The following is a 20,369-nucleotide window of genomic DNA, read 5'->3' on the forward strand; positions in this document are numbered from 1 at the left end:
GGTGATTCCAGGAGGCTGTTGCTGTATATGGAAATTGGGGTCCCTAATTTAACGGTCTTACTTCAAGCTTCCGGCAGGGAACTTGAACAGGTCGTCGACCTTGACCGGTTGGCCGGTCCGAATGGAGCGGTTAGCTGCGATGCCAGTCATGATCGACATAGCTCCGTCGATATGGGAAGCGGCACGGTTGAAGCGATCCTCCTGCTTCTTATCGAAGATATCGCGCAGCATAACGGGGTCGCCACCGCCATGGCCGCCTACCCCTTGCTCAATTTCAACGCGATATGGCGCTGCAAAGTGAGGGTAGATCATGATATCCATGCCTTGCAAAGCGCCTTCATCCGCCTTATCGCCACCGGAATTGACGTAGGATTGCTCGGTGATTCGTACTTCCATACGGCCCTGTGTACCATTAAAAACAATAATGAAGCCTTCCCATGGCAGATAAGCATTTAGCGAATAGTTCATCACGGTCTTGTTCTTGTATTTAACCATCACGCTCATCGTATCTTCTATACTGATATTGTCTCCGAATACGCTCTGATCGCGTTGATATCCATCCTCCTGCTCGGCATCAAGATACATGCTCTTCAAATGCTCATTCTGGTCGAGATGGAGCGCGAACGGATCGTTCTGCGCCGTTTCGCTGCCGTAAGCGCGTTGGTAAAATTCAGTAACGCCGCGCTTCTCAGCGTTCTCCCTGCCATAGAAGCGCAGGTCGCCCATGGCAAATACGGTGTCGGGTTTGGAACCCAGCCAGAAATTCATCAGGTCGAAATGGTGCGTAGATTTGTGTACGAGCAATCCGCCGCTGTTTCTTTTATCGCGATGCCATCTGCGGAAGTAGTCGGCGCCATGCTGCGTGTTGAGCAGCCATTCGAAGTTGACGGACAGTATTTCGCCGATGGTTCCATCCATAATTAATTCACGAATCTTCGTGTTATGCGGCGCATAGCGGTAATTGAACGTTACGCGAAGGTTTCGTCCAGTGCGTTCGATGGCATCGTAGATCTCCTGACATTTCTCTTCGTCTATGGTCATCGGCTTCTCGGAGATGACGTCACAGCCGAGTTCCATCGCGCGGACGATATATTTATGATGCGTGCGATCAATCGAGCATACAAGCACAAAATCCGGCTTGGTATCCTCGATCATTTGATCGAATTTCTCCGATTTGTAAGTAGGGACCTCATGATAATGGTATTTCTCTTGTAACAGTCTATTCGCATAATTCATTCTGGTCTGATTGACATCGCAAATTGCAACCAGCTCTGAAGTTTCCTTGAAAGTAGTTACCAACTCGCTATAGAAAAACTCTGCCCGACCTCCGGTACCTACGATGACGTATTTCTTCTTGGACAAGATGATCACTCCATTTACATTGGTATAAATCTATTTTATAGTATATGAAATGCAAGAATCTAAGCGTTTATTAGTCGTTTTAATAAAAACTATGCATATTTTATCTAAAATGTCATGTTCAAAAAGTTCAGATATCAGGATCGAGAAAGGAAGGAGTTTTGTGAGCACAACACCATATTTTGCCGTGGAGCAGATCAAGCGAACTAAACATTTTAGTATGGATTCTGATCATTTTCATGAAAGTTATGAAATCTATTATTTACTGTCGGGTGAACGGTACTACTATATTAATGATCGGGTTTATGCTCTGCAGGTTGGCGACCTGCTGTTTATTAACAAGAACCATTTACATCGAACGACGAGCAAGGGAAGGTTCTCTCATGAGCGGATATTGGTTAATTTTGATGATCTGTTCATTGAGCCGTTGCTGGGTCTGGGAGTGGGGGAGCTGCCTTTGTATCACGGGGAGAGCTTCTTGCTTCGTCCAGATGTGCATGAGCAGGGACGGTTTGAAGATCTGTTCCACAACATGCTGCGCGAGCAGAAGGAAGCAGGAAGCAGTTCTACAGAATATTTGCTGGCTTTGCTTCTACAGATGCTCATTCTTATTGCCCGTATCCGCGAAGCCAAGCCGGAGCCGATTCCGCCTGAATCGAGCGAGAAGCAGCGCAGGGTATACCGCATCATCGAATATTTAAATATGGAATACAGACAGAAGCTGACTTTGCCGGGGATTGCAGAGCAATTCTATATCAGCGAGACCTATCTCTGCCGTATTTTCAAGCAGACCACAGGTTTTACGGTCATTGAATATTTGAATTATATTCGAATTCGGGAAGCGCAGACCTTGCTGCGAGAGACGGATGATAGGATTACGAGAATCGCTGAGGAGACGGGCTTTGATAGCATTGCTCATTTCGGCCGAGTATTCAAGCAGATTGCGAAGCGTTCCCCGCTGCAATATCGCAAGCAAAATCAGGAGTGAGTCAAACAAGAGGGGGAGAACGCACCAGCGGACCGGCGGACTAACGCAGTGGACTAGTGGACCAATGAACTATCGGATTAACAAACCAGTGAGCTAACGAAAATAAAAAATTAACGGAGTGACTAGCGCACCACCAGACCAGTGAATTAACGATCCAACGAAACGCAACGAATCAGTGAGCAACGTGCCAGCGCACCAGTGGATCGAAGAATTAACAAACGAGTGGTCCAGCAGGCTAGTGAACCAATAAATCACACCGGGCCAGCGAATTAACGAGATAATGAAATTTAACGAATCAGTGAGCAACGTGCCAGCGAACCAGTGGATCGAAGAATTGACAAACGGGTGGTCTATCAGGCTAGCGCAACGAATCAACGACCAACCGTCCCTACGGACCAGTGAACTAGCAAACCGATGAACCATCGGGCCAAAGAGCCACCGAGCAACGAACCAAAGATCGGCGAGCAGCAGGCCAGCAAACTAGCGAACTAGCAAATCAACGAGCCACCGAACCTGCGAATCCAGTAATCCAATAGGCCATCAGATTATCGAACTATGAGCCAGTGAACCAACAAACCGATGAGCCAACTGGCCAGCAAACTTACGAGCCAACGGACCAACGAGTCACCGAACCGACGAACCGAGGAAAACAATAAGCCAGCGAACTACCAAACTATGAGTTAGTGAACTAACGATCCGACATGCCAGCAAATAGCGAACCACCGAGCCAACGACCGACGAATCGAGGAACCAAAGAACTCAGCGACCAACAAATCACCGAATCAACGAACCAGCGACTATTGACCACCAAACCACCAAACCATAAGCGATCCTTCTAACGAAACTCCATAACGCTATTTCCCCGAAAACAAGGGTAATTTAGAACTAACGAAACTACAGATCGTTATTGGCGGGAAATGCGAGCTTTAGAGGGGGAAATAGCCGGAATAGCGATTGTCAGTTTCGTTAAAATATCCGAAGGCCGTTTTTGCCCCCAATAACGCTTCCCAGTTTCGTTAGAACTGTAAAGGCCAAAAAAGTTCGACGGGATTTTCCATGGCCGGTCTTCTTCGATAGGGATGGGAAATCTCTAGCATCGTCCCAAAGCCTTGCTTGCCGCGGATACGCAGGGGGTAGAGCTCGTTATACCTGAGCTTCAACGTTTGTTCCCCTGAGCCACCGATCCTTCTAACGAAACTCCATAACGCTATTTCCCCGAAAACAAGGGTAATTTAGAACTAACGAAACTACAGATCGTTATTGGCGGGAAATGCGAGCTTTAGAGGGGGAAATAGCCGGAATAGCGATTGTCAGTTTCGTTAAAATATCCGAAGGCCGTTTTTGCCCCCAATAACGCTTCCCAGTTTCGTTAGAACTACTGTAAAGGCAAAGAAGATCGACAGGATTAACCATGCCGGTCTTCTTCGATAGGGATGGTGATCTCTACCATCGTCCCAAAGCCTTGCTTGCTGCGGATACGCAGGTGGTATAGCTCATTATACCTGAGCTTCAGGCGTTTGTTCGTATTAAATAGCCCCACATGCTTGGTGCGCTCCTCATCGATATCGAGCCGCCGCATCACTTCGGTCAACGAATGGGGCGGCATACCGATTCCATTATCCGTTACTGTGATACGCAGCCGCTCGAACCTCCTCGCAAGCTTCACCTTAATCAGGCCAGGCCCGTCCTTCTCCTTAATGCCGTGATAGATGCTGTTCTCCAACAGTGGCTGTAGAATCAGCTTCATCGTCGATAATTCGGTAATCTCCTCATCGTACTCATAGATCACATCGAACTTGTCCTTATACCTTTTCTTCTGAATATTGATGTAACTGATCGCATTGGCGATCTCCTCGCCCCAAGTCACTGTCCGGGTTGGATTACTGAAGGAGTAGGAGAGAATATCGGACAGGTCCTCAATCATCTCGCTTGCCTTGTTTGGCTGGCCTGTCAGTGCGACCGACTCCCAATACACGGAATGCAAGGTGTTATAGAGGAAGTGGGGGTTAATCTGCGACTGTAGGGCAAGCAACTCCATAACCTGGAGTCTGTACTTTTTCTCCAGCAGCTGGGTATGGATATAGCGGTGCTCAATAAAATGCGTCATCATATCATGGATAATATATGAATATTGATCTTTGATCTTCGCCGGCGGCTTCAGTGGAACATGGCGATCCTCAGCCGATTTGATCAGCAGCCGGATCATCTTGAGCTGGTTAAAGTTGCGGCGCACAACATAGTAGGTCAGAATGAATCCGCATATGATAGCGATCACGGCAAACAGCAGCGTGTATTTAAAAATTCGCGTCGGCGTCTTATACAGATCCGAATGCGGTATGGCCGAGACATACTTCCACTTATAGCGCTCCGACTCCACTTTGGTCACATTAACCAATCCCTGTGAGGTATTCAGATCGAAGACCGATGCCGGCTGATTCGCAATCCAGTAAATGTCTTTAGCCTGAAGCAACTCGCCCGAATGATTGGAGAAGATCACCTTATTCTCTTCATTTAATACAAATAATTGCTGTCCGTCATAGGTTGTAATGTCGTCGAGCAGATTCTCAATATACTTGGGCCGGATGTTAAGAATAATACCAATTTTCTGCGGTACCAGTACATTATAGAAGGTGACAATAGCCGTTGGGTCATTCTCGAAATCATAGAAGCGGATATTTCTGCGTTCCGTCCACTTTGTTGCTGGTCCGGAGTATTCCATGAACTCGCTATACCAAGCCGTATCATAGAAATGATCCAAGGTCACCAGCCCATCAACAGAGGACAGGAATCGATGATATGGATTGTCTACATACAGATAGAAGGATTGAATATAGGGCTTGGAGCTCGTAAAAGCATTCAGAAAGCTGGAAATAATCGAATTGGCTGTCGAACTCTCATAGGTGTAAGAGGGATTTTTGAGCACAGAAGACAACTCATTGAAAATATTCGTATTATCATACAGAGCCAGATACAACGTATCCAACTCATTCAGAATCATTTCCAGTTGGGTCTGCGATTGCAGCAGCAGGAAGCTGCTGTTCTGATTAATATCTGCCTTAATATCATGCTGTACCGAAATGGTAGAGAGCGAGCCGAGAATAATGATAGGGATGAGCAATGGGATCAGAAAAGTCATCAGCTGCTTAATAAAATATTTCTCTCTCATATAGAGGCTTGTCCACTCCGGTATTCACTAGGCGTTTTCCCATAATAACTTTTAAAAGTCCGAGTGAAATTTTTGGCGTTGCTGTAGCCGACCATCTCGCTGATCTCATAGGTTTTATAATTGAAATCCTGCAGCAGGTGGAGAGCCATCTCCATCTTGGTCTGAATCAGGTAGTCAGAGAAGTTCTGTCCCGTCTTCTGTTTAAAGAAAAAGCTGAGATAGTTGGCGTTCATATAAACCTGCCGAGCCACTTCCTCAAGCGTAGCCTCCTTGTAGTTCTGCTTCACGTATTCCTTCACTTTCTTGATGACCAGGCTCTCGTCACCCTTGCTATAGCTATAATCCGGTGCGGTATCCTCCGATTCTAAAGAAGTTCCTCCCGCCTCCATTTCGTTACGAAGCTTAACGAATACATCCATCAGCACATGATATTTGGCCGGCTTGAGCACATAATTCATGACCCGGTAATGCAGCGCCTGCCTGGCATATTCGAAATCCCGATATCCGCTAAGAAATACAATCTTAATATTTTGCTTATGGTTATATAAATTCTCCGCTAATTCGATTCCGGACATAACGGGCATTTTAATATCAGTAAAAACAATATCTACGCGTTCCTCTCCGTCTATGAATTGGAGGGCTTCCAGTCCGTTATTGACCTGGCCAACAATTTGGAAGCCAATATCATTCCAGGGAAAATAAATGGCTAAGGCTTCACGCGTCTCCGCCTCGTCATCGACAATTAGAAGATTATACATCATTTCACCTCATGTATTTTAAGGAACTCTTTAGCAACTTACAGTAATTATATCAGAGTCACTGTATTTGTAATGTAAGCGATTTTAAAAGATTGCGGAATGCTGTAAAAATGATTCTTTTTACAACAATAAGATACCTGGAACCGATATACAGTGTATAAATGATACCTTTTTCTAAGATGGGCTACCTTAAAAAAAAGGGGAATCGGCCGCATAATTAATGAAACGCTTACAAATAATCAGCGATCCAGATCAACTCTAGCGTTTCACTCTATAGAGACTTACACGGTCTCATCCCAATGGAAAGAAAATGTGGACAAAGGAGACATGAGATGATGAGAGGAAAAAAAGTAGGACTGGCATTTATTGCCACGGTGATGGTTCTTGTCCTTCTTAGTGGTTGTTCCGGGGGGAATAGCAAATCAGAAGATGGAAAAGCGAATGCTGGCCCAGCGGAAGGAGATAAGAAAGTTACCCTGCGTTTCAGCTGGTGGGGGGGAGAGGATAGACACGCGGCTACAATTGCCGCAATCGAGGCTTACAAACAAATAGCCCCGAATGTGACCATCGAAGCAGAATATCAAGGCTTTGACGGGTATGAGCAGAAGATCAAGACCCAGCTGTCCGGTGAGACCTCTGCTGACATCATGCAGCTTGACTTGCCATGGCTGCAGGAGTTGACCAGCAAGGGAGACTTCTTCGTTGATTTGAAGGACTTTTCGAGCTTTGACTTAAGTGGGTTCGATTCGAACTTCCTGAACAACTTTGGTCAATACGACGGTAAGCTGGTAGCTGTGCCTACCGGTGTGAATGCCTATTGCATGATTATTAACAAGACGCTGGCGGACAAGCTGGGCATCGCAGTCGATACGCAATGGGACTGGGATTCTATCTATGAAGCCGGGAAGAAGCTGCATGCGGAGGACAGCTCCAAATATTTGCTGCTCGCCGACCATGCGGCATTGCGCCAGGATATGATCACGATGTTGAAGCAGCGAACGGGCAATCAATGGGTGAACGAGGACTACACCGTAGGCTTCAGTAAAGAGGATGCTACGGCAAGCTTTGAGTGGCTTCATAAGGCGATGGAAGCTGGCGTATACCAGCCGATCGGAGAGAGCGATCTGTTCTTCGGCAAAATCGATCAGAATCCGAAGTGGATTAATCAGGAGATCCCGATGGCTCCGTCCATGAGCAGTACGATGCTGTCGCTCAAGACCGTCCTGCCGGATGATGTAGAGATCGTTACCAGCCTTCCGGTAATCGCCAAAGAAGCCAAAGACTCGGGCGTTCTGGTCAGACCTTCCCAATTGTTCGCCATTAGCAACAAGAGCGAGCATCAGGAGGAAGCGGTTAAATTTTTGAACTGGTTCATGAATGATCCGGATGCGGCTGCGATCCTGGGGGATGTACGATCTGTTCCACCGGTGAAATCGGCTCAAGCGGCAGCAGTTGCGGCAGGCAAGATCGATCCGGCGATTACGAATGCAGTTGAATTAGGCCTTAGCCATGCGGGGATCGTTGACAATAGCATCGCGAACAACTCGGAAGTGCAGAAAGTACTTGAAGATATTATTCAGAAGGTTAGCTATGGAAAATCAACACCGGAACAGGCTGCGGATGAATTGATATCCAGTCTGACATCCAAGCTTGAGGAGATCAAGAACAGATAGTTAAGCAGCGAATCATGTGAGAGCTCGTAGGGTAGGAAGGGAGAGAGTCCGTTATGTCTATGTCTCCAACTGCATGGACCAAGCCACAGAGTCAGACGGGACACAAGATAAAGGCCAAGAAAAACTACCAGTACATCGGACTGTTATACATCGCACCTTGGATTATAGGCTTGCTAATCTTTCAATTTTATCCGTTTCTATCATCCTTTTACTATTCGTTCACGGATTACAATATGGTCAGCACTCCTAAATTTATCGGCCTGGACAACTATATTAAGATCTTTACAGCGGATCCAGAGTTCTATCAATCATTAAAGGTGACAGGGATATATGTGTTGCTCGCTGTTCCCGTGAAGCTGGCTTTTGCGCTGTTCATCGCCGTGCTGCTTAGCGCGAAGCTAAAGGGGATTAACATCTTCAGAACGGTGTACTATTTGCCTTCCATTCTGGGCGGGAGCGTCGCAATCTCTGTATTATGGCGCTTCTTGTTCATGAAGGAAGGGGTTATCAACAATCTGCTGAGCTATTTGCATATCGGTCCGGTTGATTGGCTTGGCAGTCCGGATGTGGCTCTGTATACACTCGGCTTGCTTACCGTATGGCAATTCGGTTCATCCATGGTGTTATTTCTGGCCGGTCTGCAGCAGATCCCTAAGGATTTATATGAAGCCGGGGCGATCGATGGTGCTTCCAAGCCGGGCATGTTCTTTAAGATTACGGTGCCGCTGCTTACGCCTATCGTATTATTCAATCTGGTCATGCAGATGGTTAACGCCTTTCAGGAATTCACCGGAGCGTTTGTCATCACAAACGGCGGACCGATGAAGTCAACCTTCCTTTATGCGTTGAAGCTGTATGAAGAGGCCTTTAGCTTCTTTAAAATGGGTTATGCTTCGGCTCTTTCCTGGATTTTGTTCATGATTATTATGGTCGTTACGGCGATTATCTTCAAGACATCCAACAGCTGGGTATATTATGAGGACGGGAGAGGATAAATGATGAAAGATTCCAGCAGCAGGTCCAGCACGATACTCAATTATTCTTTTCTAATTATTCTTGGCTTCGTAATGGTATACCCGCTCATCTGGCTGTTCGCGTCATCCTTCAAGACGAATGCTGAAATATTTGGCTCCAGCAAGCTGATGCCAACGACCTTGGTGTGGGATTCCTACACATTGGGTTGGCAGGGCACCGGACAATACGGATTTAATGATTTCTTCATTAATACATTGCTCCTGGTTGTGCCAACGGTGCTGTTCACGATTATTTCCAGCGTGATCGTTGCCTACGGCTTCGCCAGATTTGAGTTCCCTATGAAAACAGCGCTGTTCTCAATCATGATCGCTACGCTTATGCTGCCGAATGCTTCTATTATGATTCCACGCTACATTTTGTTTAACAAGATGAAATGGCTGGATACCTACTTGCCATTTATTGTTCCGGCGGCTTTCGCAACGGGGGCCTTCTTCGTATACATGATGATTCAGTTCCTGCGCGGTCTTCCACGTGATTTGGACGAAGCCGCGACGATTGATGGCTGCAACTCCTTTACAGTATTGACGCGGGTGTTGATGCCGCTTTGTAAACCGGCGATCTTCTCCGTGGGCATCTTCCAGTTTATGTGGACATGGAATGACTTCTTTAACTCGATTATCTATATCAGCAGTGTGAAGAGATTTACCGTATCGCTGGGTTTGCGTCTATCCCTGGACGCATCCTCGGCCGTATCCTGGAACCAGGTGCTGGCGATGTCTGTAGTCAGTATTGTTCCTTGCATTCTGCTCTTCTTCTTCGCCCAGAAATACTTCGTGGAAGGCATATCGACAACGGGGTTGAAGGGGTAGGAGATATAGTAAAATCCCGATGATTATGTGATCATCGGGATTTTAATTTTAAATTCAGGATTGGATAGGGGCGGCCCTCGCCATCGGTCGGTTTCTCGCTAACCACGGTAAAGCTGCTTTTTAAATAGAATCGTGTGGCGTTTTCATTGTCTTTATTCACATCCACACTCGTTACTCCATAATCTTCGATCAAAGAGCGGATCATTTGTGTCCCATATCCTTTTCCGGTCAGATCGGGATCTAGAAATAACATTTCGAGATGGGATTGATGAACCCCCGAGAATCCGATCAATTGATCTTCAATATACCACAGCCGGACATCAAGATTGGGAAAATATGAAGGAATCTCTTCCTTTAGCTTAAGCCTATCATCGACCGCCAAAAAATGATGGGTAGCTATAACCGACCTCTCCCATAGCTCCAAAATAAGCTCGTAGTCGTTCTTCGCAGCTTTTCTATTATGCATTTTATACTCCTTTCATAATAACTCTCCACCGAGAAGAGATTCAGAACCAGAATATACGCCAGTTCATGAACGGCAATGCCCAGCTTAAAGTTAATTAGCCTTATTATCCGCAATCATAAAGTTTACGAATTCTTTGACGACGGATAATTCCAGGGAAGACTCCTTGTAGTTGATCCAGCTTTCTGTGTAAAATTCTTCATCCATATCTTCCGTTTGAATTTCTTCGATAAATAAGGGATCATTCTCTTCCAGGCAGAAGGAAGGGACAAATGCCGTGCCTAGCCCGTTCATAACCATATGTTTGCAGGTCTCGACATAATCTGTTCTGATTACGATCTGCGGAACGGAGTGGAATCTGCGCGGCCACCATACATTAAAGACCCTCTCAACAGAGGGAGTTCCAACATAGATCAAAGGCTGCTGCGGCAAATCTTCCAGACGGAATTTATTTTTTGATATCATACATATTTTACTGCGGTCAATCAGGGTTTTCTGCCCGACCCACCGGTGCCCTCCGCTTTCAATCCCAATATATATATCGCCGTTCTCAAGCTCTTTCAGAATCTCTCTTCCTAATCCGGTTTTAAGCATTATTTTTACTTTGGGGAACTTTCGGCTGAATCTTCGAATAATAGGAGGCAGTTTATAGAGAGCAAAATTATTGGACACTCCAATTTTTAGTGTTCCTTGGACTTCATCGCCCATGTTTTGGATATGTTCGATAATGCGATCCCGTTCGGCCAACAGCTCCCTGCTGTGTTCAACCAAATATTCCCCGGCAAGTGTGAATTGAACTCCCTTTTTCTCTCTGATCAGAATATCGGTATTTAATTCCTTCTCTAATTGATGAATTCGATAGGTAATGGCGGGCTGTGAGAGAAAAAGAAGGTCTGCTGTCTTTTTTATGTTTTTTTCTTTATAAAGCTGCTGCAGAATGGCGATATCCCTGAAATCCATAAACTGATCCCCCCATCTAAAGTGATTTGCTATAAAATTTTTTTTCGATTCTCGATAAAAAACCAATATTTTATAGGAAAGCGGATTCAACTTATGATTATACCATAAACAAACGGTTTGTTAGTTTTTTCACAAAAGACGTCTTTTGTAAATGATCAGGAATATTTAGTAGGCCACGGAAGGGAAGAAGACCAGGATGATGAGAATTTCAATTACTTCTTACAAGACGGATTTTACGGACCAGGAATTAAAACAATTAAGCCAGCTTGGGGTGGATTGCATTGATTTTGGCGGCGGCAACGCCTTTCCGGGTGTAAAGGAGCAGGGGTATCCGGATCTCGACGCCATACTGGCCTTAAGAAAAAGGCTCCGTTCATTTGGCTTGGATGTTAATCGAGTGACCTTGCCCGACATTACCAAGAAATTTATGAATAATGAACCAGGCAGTGAAAGGGAAGTCGAAAATTCAATCCAGGCGATAAAAGCATTTGGCGAGGCGGGAATTACCTTAGCGAGGCAAAGGTTTGAAGGCGACACTTTTCCGAACTCAACAATAAAGTATCGCGCTCTGCAAAGAGGGGGAGCTATTGCCCGCGGAGAGAGTATTTCTTTTACAGAAGAAAAGCTTCCATACACTACGCTGGAGAACTATGAGAAAATGCTGGACCGTTTCTGTGACGCCTACAAGCAACTGGTTCCTGCAGCCGAGGCCAGCAACGTCTTGCTGGGCATGCATCCTTCCGATGTTCCGCACCCGGGAACACTTTTTGGCGGGCTTGGCTATCACAGAATTATTGACCTGTTCCCAAGCAAAAATGTCGGTTATGTCTACTGCGTAGGGACTAGGGCAGAGGAAGGCGGCAGCTCGCTAGTGCTGGATGAAGTTAGTAACTACGGAAGGAAAGGCAAGATATTTCTTGTGCATTTAAGAAATGTAAGAGGAAGTCTGGCAACCACGCGAGCCTTTGAAGAAACCTTATTGGACGACGGGGATATCAATATATTCAAGCTGTTGCTCGAACTGGACAAAGTGGGATACGACGGCTGCCTGAATCCTGACCATGTCCCGATTCTCGAAGGCGCTGAGCCAGATATTCATCCCAGCTGGCCTAATACTTGTATCAAATGGAACTACAACAATGTCGGCTACGCCTATTCGATAGGTTATATCAGGGCTCTGCTGAACGCATTGACAGAATACCGGGGCAAATAGATCGCCTTGACAGGCCAAATCCATCGATTTAAGAGGAGGTATTGCAATTGAGTTCTGAAAGCGTCGAATACGCCAATCAAAATGGCCCCGCTCCGAATGTGCCTGCACCGCGCAGAAGCAATGTCCGCTATTTGATCCTGGCGATGCTGTTTATTGTAACGGTCGTGAACTATATAGACCGCTCGGCGTTAGGGGTTGCGGCCCCGCTGCTGCAGGAGAGTCTGCTTATCGACTCCGTGAAGTTGGGTCTGGTCTTCTCTGCCTTTAACTGGGCCTATACCATATTTAATATTCCCGGTGGCTGGCTTCTCGACAGATTTGGTGCCAAGAGAGTCTACGGGATAGGTCTGCTGCTGTGGTCCGCATTTACGATGTACCAGGGCTTCGTCAGCACGATCGTGGCGTTGTTTATATTACGGTTTTTGGTTGGGCTCTGCGAAGCCCCGTCATTTCCCGGCAACAGCCGATTGACCACGATGTGGTTCCCGCAGGATGAGCGCGGCAGAGCGGTATCTATCTACAACTCGGCGCAATATTTCGGTTTGGCCCTTTTTACGCCGGTAATGGCCTGGATCTCGGAACGCTTCGGTTACGAATATGTTTTCTATTTAGCCGGTGGACTTGGCATTATTATAGCGATTCTCTGGTTTATATTTATCCATGAACCTTCCAAGCATCCCTATGTCAATCAGGCGGAGATCGACTATATTAATGCCGGCGGCGGGTTGACGGACGCGGATTCCAAGAAGGTAAAGGTGAAGTGGAGTCATATCAAACTGCTGCTGACAAACCGCCAGTTGATTGGAATTTACATTGGTCAATATGCCTTAAATACTATCGTCTGGTTCTTCCTGACCTGGTTCCCGTCCTATCTGGTCAAAGAGAAGGGAATGTCCTTGATCCAGACCGGATTTGCCGCCTCAGTGCCTTATTTGGGAGCTTTTGTTGGCGGAATTCTCGGCGGAATTCTTTCCGATCTGCTTCTGAAAAGAGGGAAATCGCTTGCTGTGGCCCGTAAGGTCCCGATCGTTATCGGCTTCCTGTTGTCCAGCACGATCGTCTTAGCCAATTTTACGCAAAATCACTTCCTGGTCATTATGGTTATGGGCATCGCGTTTTTTGCCAAGGGCATGGCCGGTCTTACCTGGTCCCTCGTTGGGGATATGGCTCCCAAAGAGCTTATCGGCCTGAGCGCGGGTATCTTTAATACCATCGGGAATACGGCGGGGATTGTGACTCCGATCGTGGTCGGCTATATTATCGCCCAGACGAATTCTTACAGCGGGGCATTAACCTTTGTTGGCGCCGTCCTGTTAGTTGGTGCATTGTCTTATATCTTTATTGTTAATAACCCGCAGCGGATCGAGCTGCCCAAAGAAAGATAGAAGTACAACAAATTCAATTTGGAAGGGGAGTAAAGGAATGAAAGTTGGTTTTATTGGATTGGGAATTATGGGCAAGCCGATGGCAAAAAACATCCTGAAGGCAGGTTATGAGCTCACGGTATTTGATATCCATGAGAAGAACTTGGAGGAACTGGTGAAGTTGGGGGCGAAAAAAGCGTCGGACGGCAAGAAGACAGCGGAACAGTCGGACGTAATTATTACGATGTTGCCCAATTCGCCCAATGTTGAAAATGCTTTATTTTCTAAAAACGGCATAGCAGAAGGTTTGTCTAAGGATAAAGCTGTCATTGATATGAGTTCCATATCTCCCGTTGCAAGTCGGGAATTTTCACAGCAATTAGCAGAGCTGGGCGTTCAGTTTTTGGATGCGCCTGTTTCCGGAGGAGAACCCAAGGCCATTGACGGAACAATAGCTGTTATGGTTGGCGGCAAAAAAGAGGTTTTCGATAAATATTATGATTTATTGATGTCTATGGCCGGATCGGTAACCTATGTCGGTGATGTAGGCGCAGGCAATATTACAAAGCTGGCCAATCAGATTATCGTTGCTTTGAATATCGCAGCAGTCAGTGAAGCGATGGCTTTGTCCAAGAAAGCTGGGGTAGATCCACAACTGGTCTTTGAGGCGATCCGGGGAGGACTCGCCGGAAGTACGGTAATGAATGCGAAGGTCCCTATGATTTTATCGAGAAATTTCAACCCTGGATTTAGAATTGAGCTGCATATTAAAGATTTGCAAAACGCTCTGGATACCTCTCATTCCATCCATGCATCTCTTCCGTTAACCTCGCAAATTATGGAGATTCTACAGGCTCTTAAGGTGGATGGACATGAAAAGGACGACCATGCCAGCATCGCCAAGTATTACGAGAAAATAAACAATTTGACGATTGAATAAAGGTCTGTGCCCTGACTTCCTTATAAACGGATAGGAGAATAAAATGCTTAATACTGACCCGATCAAAGGAATCATTGTTCCGATTGTCACCCCGGTAGACAAAGACGAGAGACTGGATGAAACCAGGCTGCGTTTTATGGTGGACCATGTCATAGAAGGAGGTGTCCACGGTATCCTTGCTTTTGGGAGCAACGGGGAGTTTTATATGTTTGAGGAGAATGAACTTCAGCGGGGATTGGAAGTGATCCTGGAGCAGTCACATGAGCTTGTCCCGGTATTTTTCGGAATCGGAGCGATCCGTACCCGAAATGCAGTGCGCCTGGCCAAAATGGCTGAAGCTACGGGAGCCGATGGAGTCTCCATTCTGCCGCCGATGTTTATCAAACCTAGCTCCGAAGAACTGTTTATTCATTTTAAGACCGTCGCGGAGGCAATCCCCGATACGCCGGTACTGCTCTATAATAATCCCGGAAGAATCGGCTACTCCATGTCCGCTGATCTGGTAGAGAGTTTAGCGCGTAATGTGGAGAACATTGTGGGAATCAAAGATTCAAGCGGTGATTTTACCCTATTAAGCGAGTATATCAGGCGGACCCGAGATATCGGCTTTAAAGTTCTGGCAGGCAAGGATACGTTAGTATATGCCGGGTTATGTACGGGAACCGTAGGAAGTGTCTGTTCGACGGCGAATATGTTTGCTCCGCTTGTAACGTCGATATATACCAAATTCGTTGCAGGGGACTTGGAGGGCGCCTTGGAGGCGCAATTCAGGTTAAATCCGGTAAGGATATCCCAGGACAAAGCGGGCTTCCCGGCTGCGACCAAGGACATGGCGAATATACTTGGGCTGGATGTCGGCAATCCAGTCAAACCGAGTCTGCGAAGTGAGGACGGATTGCTGGATTATATGAAGAAATACATGCAGGAAGCAGAACTGCTTGATTAATCATGCTTCCTCAGACTAAATTTATGCATGATCAAAACCCAAAGAGATGGCCTCTGTTTTATGAGAAGCCATCTCTGTTTTGCGTTTCAGGCTGGTCTGGTAAAGCAGGAAGTGGATGAGGAAAATCCTGCCCATGTTTCTCAGGTTTCACCCTGTAGCGTTTTGGGCTCGTACCGTAGTATGCACTGAAATGTCTTGTAAACGGATGGATAGACACATATCCTAGCCTTTCAGCAATGGAGGTTATGCTCAATTCGCTCTCAATGAGCAGCTGGGATGCTCGCTGCATACGCAGTTTATGGTGATAAGCTCTTGGTGTCATCCCGGTCTCACGGAGAAACAACTCATGGAAATAGGTGCGTTTGAGTCCGCAGAACAAGGCCCAGGCTTCCACCGATCCTCTCTGATCCGGATGCTTATTCAAATGTGATAGCAGACGGATAATCCGATAATCAGAGAGTTGATAGGAATGAAGCGCACTATACCAGTTCAATATCCAGGCATAGAGCAGGCTGTTTGCCGCTTCATTTGAATAGTAACGGGATTCGCTGAAGGTGTTCACAACCGTGGTGAACAGGTCAAGAAGCATAGGATAGGACTGCAATGAGAACACGCTAGGCAGTTGATCCAGTTCGCTGCACGGGAGAACTGACGAGAGAAGGCTCTCATGCAGCCGTTCAGGCGCATAAGCAAACGAGCGGTTTAAAGAACGCGGCTGAGTTGTATCCCACAGATCAAAATAAATATTGTAGGAAGATAAGGGATGATCCGAGGAAATATGAAAGGCATGTTTTTGACCTGGACGGAGAAACACCAGGGTCTGCTTATCTATCGGATAAATCAGCCCGTCGACTTCCATCTTTCCCGGCCCGTCTGTGAACAAATGAAAGGCGAATACGCTGCAGGAGCGAAGCCGTTCATTGGAACTGCCATCATATAAATAAGTCATCACATCGCCTACATAAGGAGTCAGCTCTTTTAATGATTTCAATGGTAATATCCCCTTTGATCCTATTACGAAGATTAGCGGATAATTTATCAAATTAATGAATGGTTGTGCAAATACAATAGATCATACCAATGATACTCTATAAATAATATTTGCAACAAGAACAAGGCTTGGAATAGCGGATGAAATATCAAATAAAACAGATTTTCGATAAAAAATGGATTCAGGAGAGTTAAAAGCGATGATGAATGAATGTAAGTTATGGTACGATCATCCGGCGGCCCATTGGTCGCAAGGATTACCGATAGGCAATGGAAGAATCGGAGCGGTTATTTGTGGCGGAATTGAGCGGGAAAGCTGGAGCATGACCGAGGTTACATACTGGTCAGGTCGCCCGGAGCGGGTTGTATCTGCTTTTAAAGGGAAGGCCGATTTAGAGAGAATACGGCAGCATTTCTTCTCCGGAAATTTTGCCGAAGGAGATCGGCTGGCGAAGGAGCTGCTGCAGCCGCAGAAACCTAACTTTGGAACGAATTTGCCGCTGTGTGAATTGAAATTTGCTTATAAGGCTACCGGAACGGTGACCGACTTTATCCGGGAACTGCTGCTTGATCAAGCCATTTCAAGAGTCTCTTATCAGCTCGATGGGGCAGTAGTGAATCGTGAAGTATTCGCGACGCAAGCTGGCGATATTGTTGCATCTCGAATATGGGCGGATCGTCCAGGCATGGTATCCTTCACACTTGGTATAGAAGGCAGTACAGAAGCTTTTGAGATAGAAACTGCCAGTCAGACCCTCCATTTTAAGAGTTGTGCGCTGGAGAAGGTGCATAGTGACGGAACCTGTGGGGTACGCAGTCAAGGTCTTGTGCATGTCCAGGCTTCCGGTGGCGCAGTGTTCAGTCATGCGGATAAGCTTGTTGTTTCCGATGCGGATGAAGCCTGGATTTATTTTGCTGTGGGTACGGATTATCAAGCGGGGGATCGCTGGCATGAGATTCCTGAGCAGCGGTTGGAAACCGCACTTGTCAAAGGATATGACCAGCTCCGGGAGGAGCATGTTGCAGATTATCGAGGCCAGTACGACAAAGTAAATATTCAATTGGGTTTATCGGAACAGGCGACTCTTCCCACGGATGAACGAATTCGTATGTTCAGAGAGGGGCAAGACCGAGATCCACAACTGTTTGCTTTATTTCTGCAATATGGACGTTATTTAACCATTTCGGGATCGCGTGCAAGTTCACCGCTGCCGATGCATTTGCAAGGCATTTGGAATGATGGTGAAGCTTGCCGTATGGGCTGGAGCTGTGATTACCATCTTGATATTAATACAGAGATGAATTATTTCCCGACGGAAGTAACGAATCTGGCCGAAAGCCATCTCCCTTTAATGCGGTATATCCAGAGCCTTGCACAGGCTGGGCGGACAACGGCAGAGGATTTTTACGGCTGCGAGGGCTGGGTGGCTCATGTATTCTCAAATGCTTGGGGGTTTACGGCTCCGGGTTGGGAGACATCCTGGGGGTTAAATGTAACGGGCGGGCTTTGGATTGCCCGGCAAATGATCGAGCATTATGAATTTAATCAGGACATTCAATTTCTGAGGCAAGCGGCTTATCCTGTACTCAAGGATGCGGCAGCTTTCTTTCTGGAATACATGACAGTACATCCTGATTACGGTTGGCTGGTGACAGGGCCGTCGAATTCGCCGGAGAATCATTTCTATGGGGTGGACCGAAGCCAGGGAGTTCAGCAATTATCCATGGGCCCCACATTAGATCAGGCACTGGTCAGGGATTTGTTTACCTTCTGTCTGCAAGCGGCCGGATTGCTACAGATAGATGATATGCTGCAGCAGCGTTGGAAGGAAGCTATAGCCAAGCTGCCGCCACTTCAGGTCGGCGGAAAGGGGCAGCTTCAGGAATGGCTTGAGGATTATGAAGAAGCCCAGCCTGAGCACCGCCATCTGTCACATCTGTATGCATTGTATCCAAGCAGCCAGATCACGCCGGAAGGAACGCCGGAATGGTCAAAAGCAGCCAGAGTCAGTTTAGAGAACCGAATGCTGCAGGATGAATTGGAGGATATTGAATTTACGGCAGCATTATTCGGTTTGAACTTCGCTCGTCTTCACGATGGAGAGAGGGCATACCATCATATCTCTCAATTAGTTGGAGAGTTATGCTTCGATAATCTGCTTACGTACTCCAAGCCAGGAATCGCTGGCGCAGAGTCCAATATTTTCGTCATTGACGGGAACTTTGGCGGTACGGCCGCTATTGCCGAGATGCTGCTGCAGAGTCATACGGGTGTTATTCACTTGCTTCCGGCTTTGCCACAGGCTTGGCAGACCGGCTCCGTACAGGGATTTCGCGCCATAGGAAATGTGGAGATCGATATGGCCTGGGAGAAGGGGCTGTTAACGGAAGCTGTGGTACGTACTTTTTCCACATCTCCCGTAGTTATCCGGTTCGGAGAATACCAAGTCAGACTTGACGCTGAGCCGGGTGGTTTGTACCGCCTGGATAGCCGTTTGAACCTGCAATAACTTAACGAATTAATAGTAGAGGACAACGTACAGTCGGGGAATTGGGCTGGGGTTGTTTTTTTTGAAGATATAGTAGAATCTTCTCAAATAATCCCTTGTTTTGGGGATGAAGTCTGGGAAATTTACTGTGATGCTAGAGAGCCGGAAGCTAAGATCATGGTTTATGGAGTATGGACGATGATGTGTGATGATTAGCAAACTAAGCTGGATACTTCGAAGTGGTTAAAAAAAGCTTCATGTAATTGCAAGGTATTTGCAATCACGCATTAATAAGTAAGGAGCCTTACGCTAACGCGCCTTTTAGCGGGATAGTCGCTTTTAAGGGATGGTGGTCGGCCGAAAGGCTAGCTCTACGTGTTCTACGTACTCTACGTACGAAGAGCTAAGTTGGGAGATCTAAGTTCGGAGATCTAACGGAAATGTATGCCGTTATAGGGCAGAAATCAATGGATAGCAGATTCTAACGGAACTGAGGTGCGTTATTTAGGCAAAAACCAAGGAAAACCTTGTTTTGGATCAAATAACGTCTCCTAGTTCCGTTAGAAATTCAAATAGCCTTATTTCATTGAAATAAGGACTGTGATTTCCGTTAGCATCATTTGGAGTTCAGCAAGTTATGCGCAGAATCTTGAGTGGAAGTTGAGGAGCAGAGGTTAGAGTAGAAGTGAAGTGCGGAAGCTGGGGGGAGAGGTTAGAGTAGAAGTGGAGTGTGGAGGCCGGGGCGCAACGGCTAGAGTAGAAGTGGAGTGTGGAAGCTGAGTGAAGTGCGAAAGCAGATGTGCAACGGTTAGAGTAGAAGTGAAGTGCGGCTGGGTGCAAAGGCAAAATGTTGAAACTGCGCATTAGCTAAGTTTAGAGATCTAACGGAAATGTAGTCCGTTATAGGGCTAAAATCAATAGGATGCAGATTCTAACGGAACTGAGGTGCGTTATTCAGGCAAGATCCAAGGGAAAACCCTTGGTTTGGACCAAATAACGTCCCCTAGTTCCGTTAGAAATTCAAATAACCTTATTTCATCGAAATAAGGGCTGTGATTTCCGTTAGCAGTATTTGGAGCTCAGCAAATTATGCGCAGAATCTTGGAAGGCGCAAAGGTTAGTGAAGTGCGGAAGCTGGGGCGCAAATGCAAAGTGTTGAAACTGCGCATTAGCTAAATTTGGAGATCTAACGGAAATGTAGTCTGTTATAGGGCTA

15 protein-coding genes are annotated in these 20,369 nt (G+C 46.5%); 9 read left to right on the forward strand and 6 right to left on the reverse strand.

All coding sequences use genetic code 11. From position 1 onward, the window contains the following. Positions 1-57: 57 nt before the first annotated feature. On the reverse strand, positions 58-1,362 hold the full coding sequence (locus DMN77_RS22245; protein ID WP_068778478.1) for a Gfo/Idh/MocA family protein: 1,305 nt from the start codon (positions 1,360-1,362) through the stop codon (positions 58-60). A gap of 160 nt (positions 1,363-1,522) precedes the next feature. Here DMN77_RS22245 and DMN77_RS22250 point away from each other — a divergent pair, with 160 nt between their 5' ends. Next, the gene (locus tag DMN77_RS22250) at positions 1,523-2,347 is read left to right on the forward strand and encodes a helix-turn-helix transcriptional regulator (RefSeq protein ID WP_148466502.1); all 825 of its coding nucleotides are present in this window, start codon (positions 1,523-1,525) and stop codon (positions 2,345-2,347) included. A gap of 1,405 nt (positions 2,348-3,752) precedes the next feature. Here DMN77_RS22250 and DMN77_RS22255 read toward each other — a convergent pair. Then, entirely contained in the window at positions 3,753-5,513 is a 1,761-nt protein-coding gene (locus tag DMN77_RS22255; RefSeq protein WP_179016327.1) for a sensor histidine kinase, read from the reverse strand. Next, positions 5,510-6,274 (reverse strand): response regulator transcription factor, encoded by a 765-nt coding sequence (locus DMN77_RS22260; protein ID WP_256872538.1) that lies wholly within the window; start codon positions 6,272-6,274, stop codon positions 5,510-5,512. Before DMN77_RS22260 ends, DMN77_RS22255 begins: the two co-directional genes overlap by 4 nt. Positions 6,275-6,603: 329 nt before the next feature. Between DMN77_RS22260 and DMN77_RS22265 the strand changes: the two genes are divergently transcribed. The 3 genes from DMN77_RS22265 to DMN77_RS22275 are packed head-to-tail and all read left to right on the forward strand — an operon-like array spanning position 6,604 to position 9,788. Continuing rightward, positions 6,604-7,944 carry an ABC transporter substrate-binding protein gene (locus tag DMN77_RS22265; RefSeq protein ID WP_256872539.1) on the forward strand — a complete coding sequence of 447 codons (1,341 nt, stop codon included), beginning with the start codon at positions 6,604-6,606 and terminating at the stop codon, positions 7,942-7,944. Positions 7,945-8,003: 59 nt separating this feature from the next. Next, positions 8,004-8,939, forward strand: a complete 936-nt coding sequence (locus DMN77_RS22270; protein WP_179016342.1) for a carbohydrate ABC transporter permease — start codon at positions 8,004-8,006, stop codon at positions 8,937-8,939. Continuing rightward, entirely contained in the window at positions 8,940-9,788 is an 849-nt protein-coding gene (locus DMN77_RS22275; RefSeq protein ID WP_229520782.1) for a carbohydrate ABC transporter permease, read from the forward strand. It abuts the gene before it with no gap. Between the two features lie 31 nt (positions 9,789-9,819). On the opposite strand, the gene DMN77_RS22280 is transcribed toward DMN77_RS22275, so the two are convergent. Then, the gene (locus DMN77_RS22280; RefSeq protein ID WP_179016328.1) at positions 9,820-10,254 is read right to left on the reverse strand and encodes a GNAT family N-acetyltransferase; all 435 of its coding nucleotides are present in this window, start codon (positions 10,252-10,254) and stop codon (positions 9,820-9,822) included. Between the two features lie 90 nt (positions 10,255-10,344). Continuing rightward, positions 10,345-11,211 carry a LysR family transcriptional regulator gene (locus tag DMN77_RS22285; protein WP_068778472.1) on the reverse strand — a complete coding sequence of 289 codons (867 nt, stop codon included), beginning with the start codon at positions 11,209-11,211 and terminating at the stop codon, positions 10,345-10,347. Positions 11,212-11,407: 196 nt separating this feature from the next. On the opposite strand from DMN77_RS22285, the gene DMN77_RS22290 reads away from it, so the two are divergent. From DMN77_RS22290 to DMN77_RS22305, 4 genes are read left to right on the forward strand one after another with little or no spacing between them, the layout of a single operon-like run. Continuing rightward, complete coding sequence (locus DMN77_RS22290) at positions 11,408-12,424, forward strand: mannonate dehydratase (protein WP_068778471.1); 1,017 nt, start codon at positions 11,408-11,410, stop codon at positions 12,422-12,424. 47 nt (positions 12,425-12,471) lie between these two features. Next, positions 12,472-13,809, forward strand: a complete 1,338-nt coding sequence (locus DMN77_RS22295) for an MFS transporter (protein WP_483874240.1) — start codon at positions 12,472-12,474, stop codon at positions 13,807-13,809. Continuing rightward, entirely contained in the window at positions 13,745-14,728 is a 984-nt protein-coding gene (gene garR, locus DMN77_RS22300; protein ID WP_372776429.1) for a 2-hydroxy-3-oxopropionate reductase, read from the forward strand. Before DMN77_RS22295 ends, garR begins: the two co-directional genes overlap by 65 nt. A 43-nt stretch (positions 14,729-14,771) precedes the next feature. Next, positions 14,772-15,674, forward strand: a complete 903-nt coding sequence (locus DMN77_RS22305; RefSeq protein ID WP_068778469.1) for a dihydrodipicolinate synthase family protein — start codon at positions 14,772-14,774, stop codon at positions 15,672-15,674. A 58-nt stretch (positions 15,675-15,732) separates the two neighbouring features. Here DMN77_RS22305 and DMN77_RS22310 read toward each other — a convergent pair whose 3' ends face one another. Beyond that, positions 15,733-16,665 carry an AraC family transcriptional regulator gene (locus DMN77_RS22310; RefSeq protein WP_179016330.1) on the reverse strand — a complete coding sequence of 311 codons (933 nt, stop codon included), beginning with the start codon at positions 16,663-16,665 and terminating at the stop codon, positions 15,733-15,735. 199 nt (positions 16,666-16,864) lie between these two features. Between DMN77_RS22310 and DMN77_RS22315 the strand changes: the two genes are divergently transcribed. After that, complete coding sequence (locus DMN77_RS22315) at positions 16,865-19,174, forward strand: glycoside hydrolase family 95 protein (protein ID WP_306294286.1); 2,310 nt, start codon at positions 16,865-16,867, stop codon at positions 19,172-19,174. Positions 19,175-20,369: the final 1,195 nt, after the last annotated feature.

Origin of the sequence: Paenibacillus sp. 79R4 (assembly GCF_013393165.1) — a bacterium.
Classification (GTDB): Bacteria; Bacillota; Bacilli; order Paenibacillales; family Paenibacillaceae; genus Fontibacillus.

Bases quoted from the DNA above. Each gene is read 5' to 3' on its own strand.
- DMN77_RS22255 (WP_179016327.1), bottom strand. From the start codon at position 5,513: ATGAGAGAGAAATATTTTATTAAGCAGCTGATGACTTTTCTGATCCCA.
- DMN77_RS22260 (WP_256872538.1), bottom strand. From the start codon at position 6,274: ATGATGTATAATCTTCTAATTGTCGATGACGAGGCGGAGACGCGTGAA.
- DMN77_RS22265 (WP_256872539.1), top strand. From the start codon at position 6,604: ATGATGAGAGGAAAAAAAGTAGGACTGGCATTTATTGCCACGGTGATG.
- DMN77_RS22270 (WP_179016342.1), top strand. From the start codon at position 8,004: ATGTCTCCAACTGCATGGACCAAGCCACAGAGTCAGACGGGACACAAG.
- DMN77_RS22275 (WP_229520782.1), top strand. From the start codon at position 8,940: ATGATGAAAGATTCCAGCAGCAGGTCCAGCACGATACTCAATTATTCT.
- DMN77_RS22280 (WP_179016328.1), bottom strand. From the start codon at position 10,254: ATGCATAATAGAAAAGCTGCGAAGAACGACTACGAGCTTATTTTGGAG.
- DMN77_RS22285 (WP_068778472.1), bottom strand. From the start codon at position 11,211: ATGGATTTCAGGGATATCGCCATTCTGCAGCAGCTTTATAAAGAAAAA.
- DMN77_RS22290 (WP_068778471.1), top strand. From the start codon at position 11,408: ATGATGAGAATTTCAATTACTTCTTACAAGACGGATTTTACGGACCAG.
- DMN77_RS22305 (WP_068778469.1), top strand. From the start codon at position 14,772: ATGCTTAATACTGACCCGATCAAAGGAATCATTGTTCCGATTGTCACC.
- DMN77_RS22315 (WP_306294286.1), top strand. From the start codon at position 16,865: ATGATGAATGAATGTAAGTTATGGTACGATCATCCGGCGGCCCATTGG.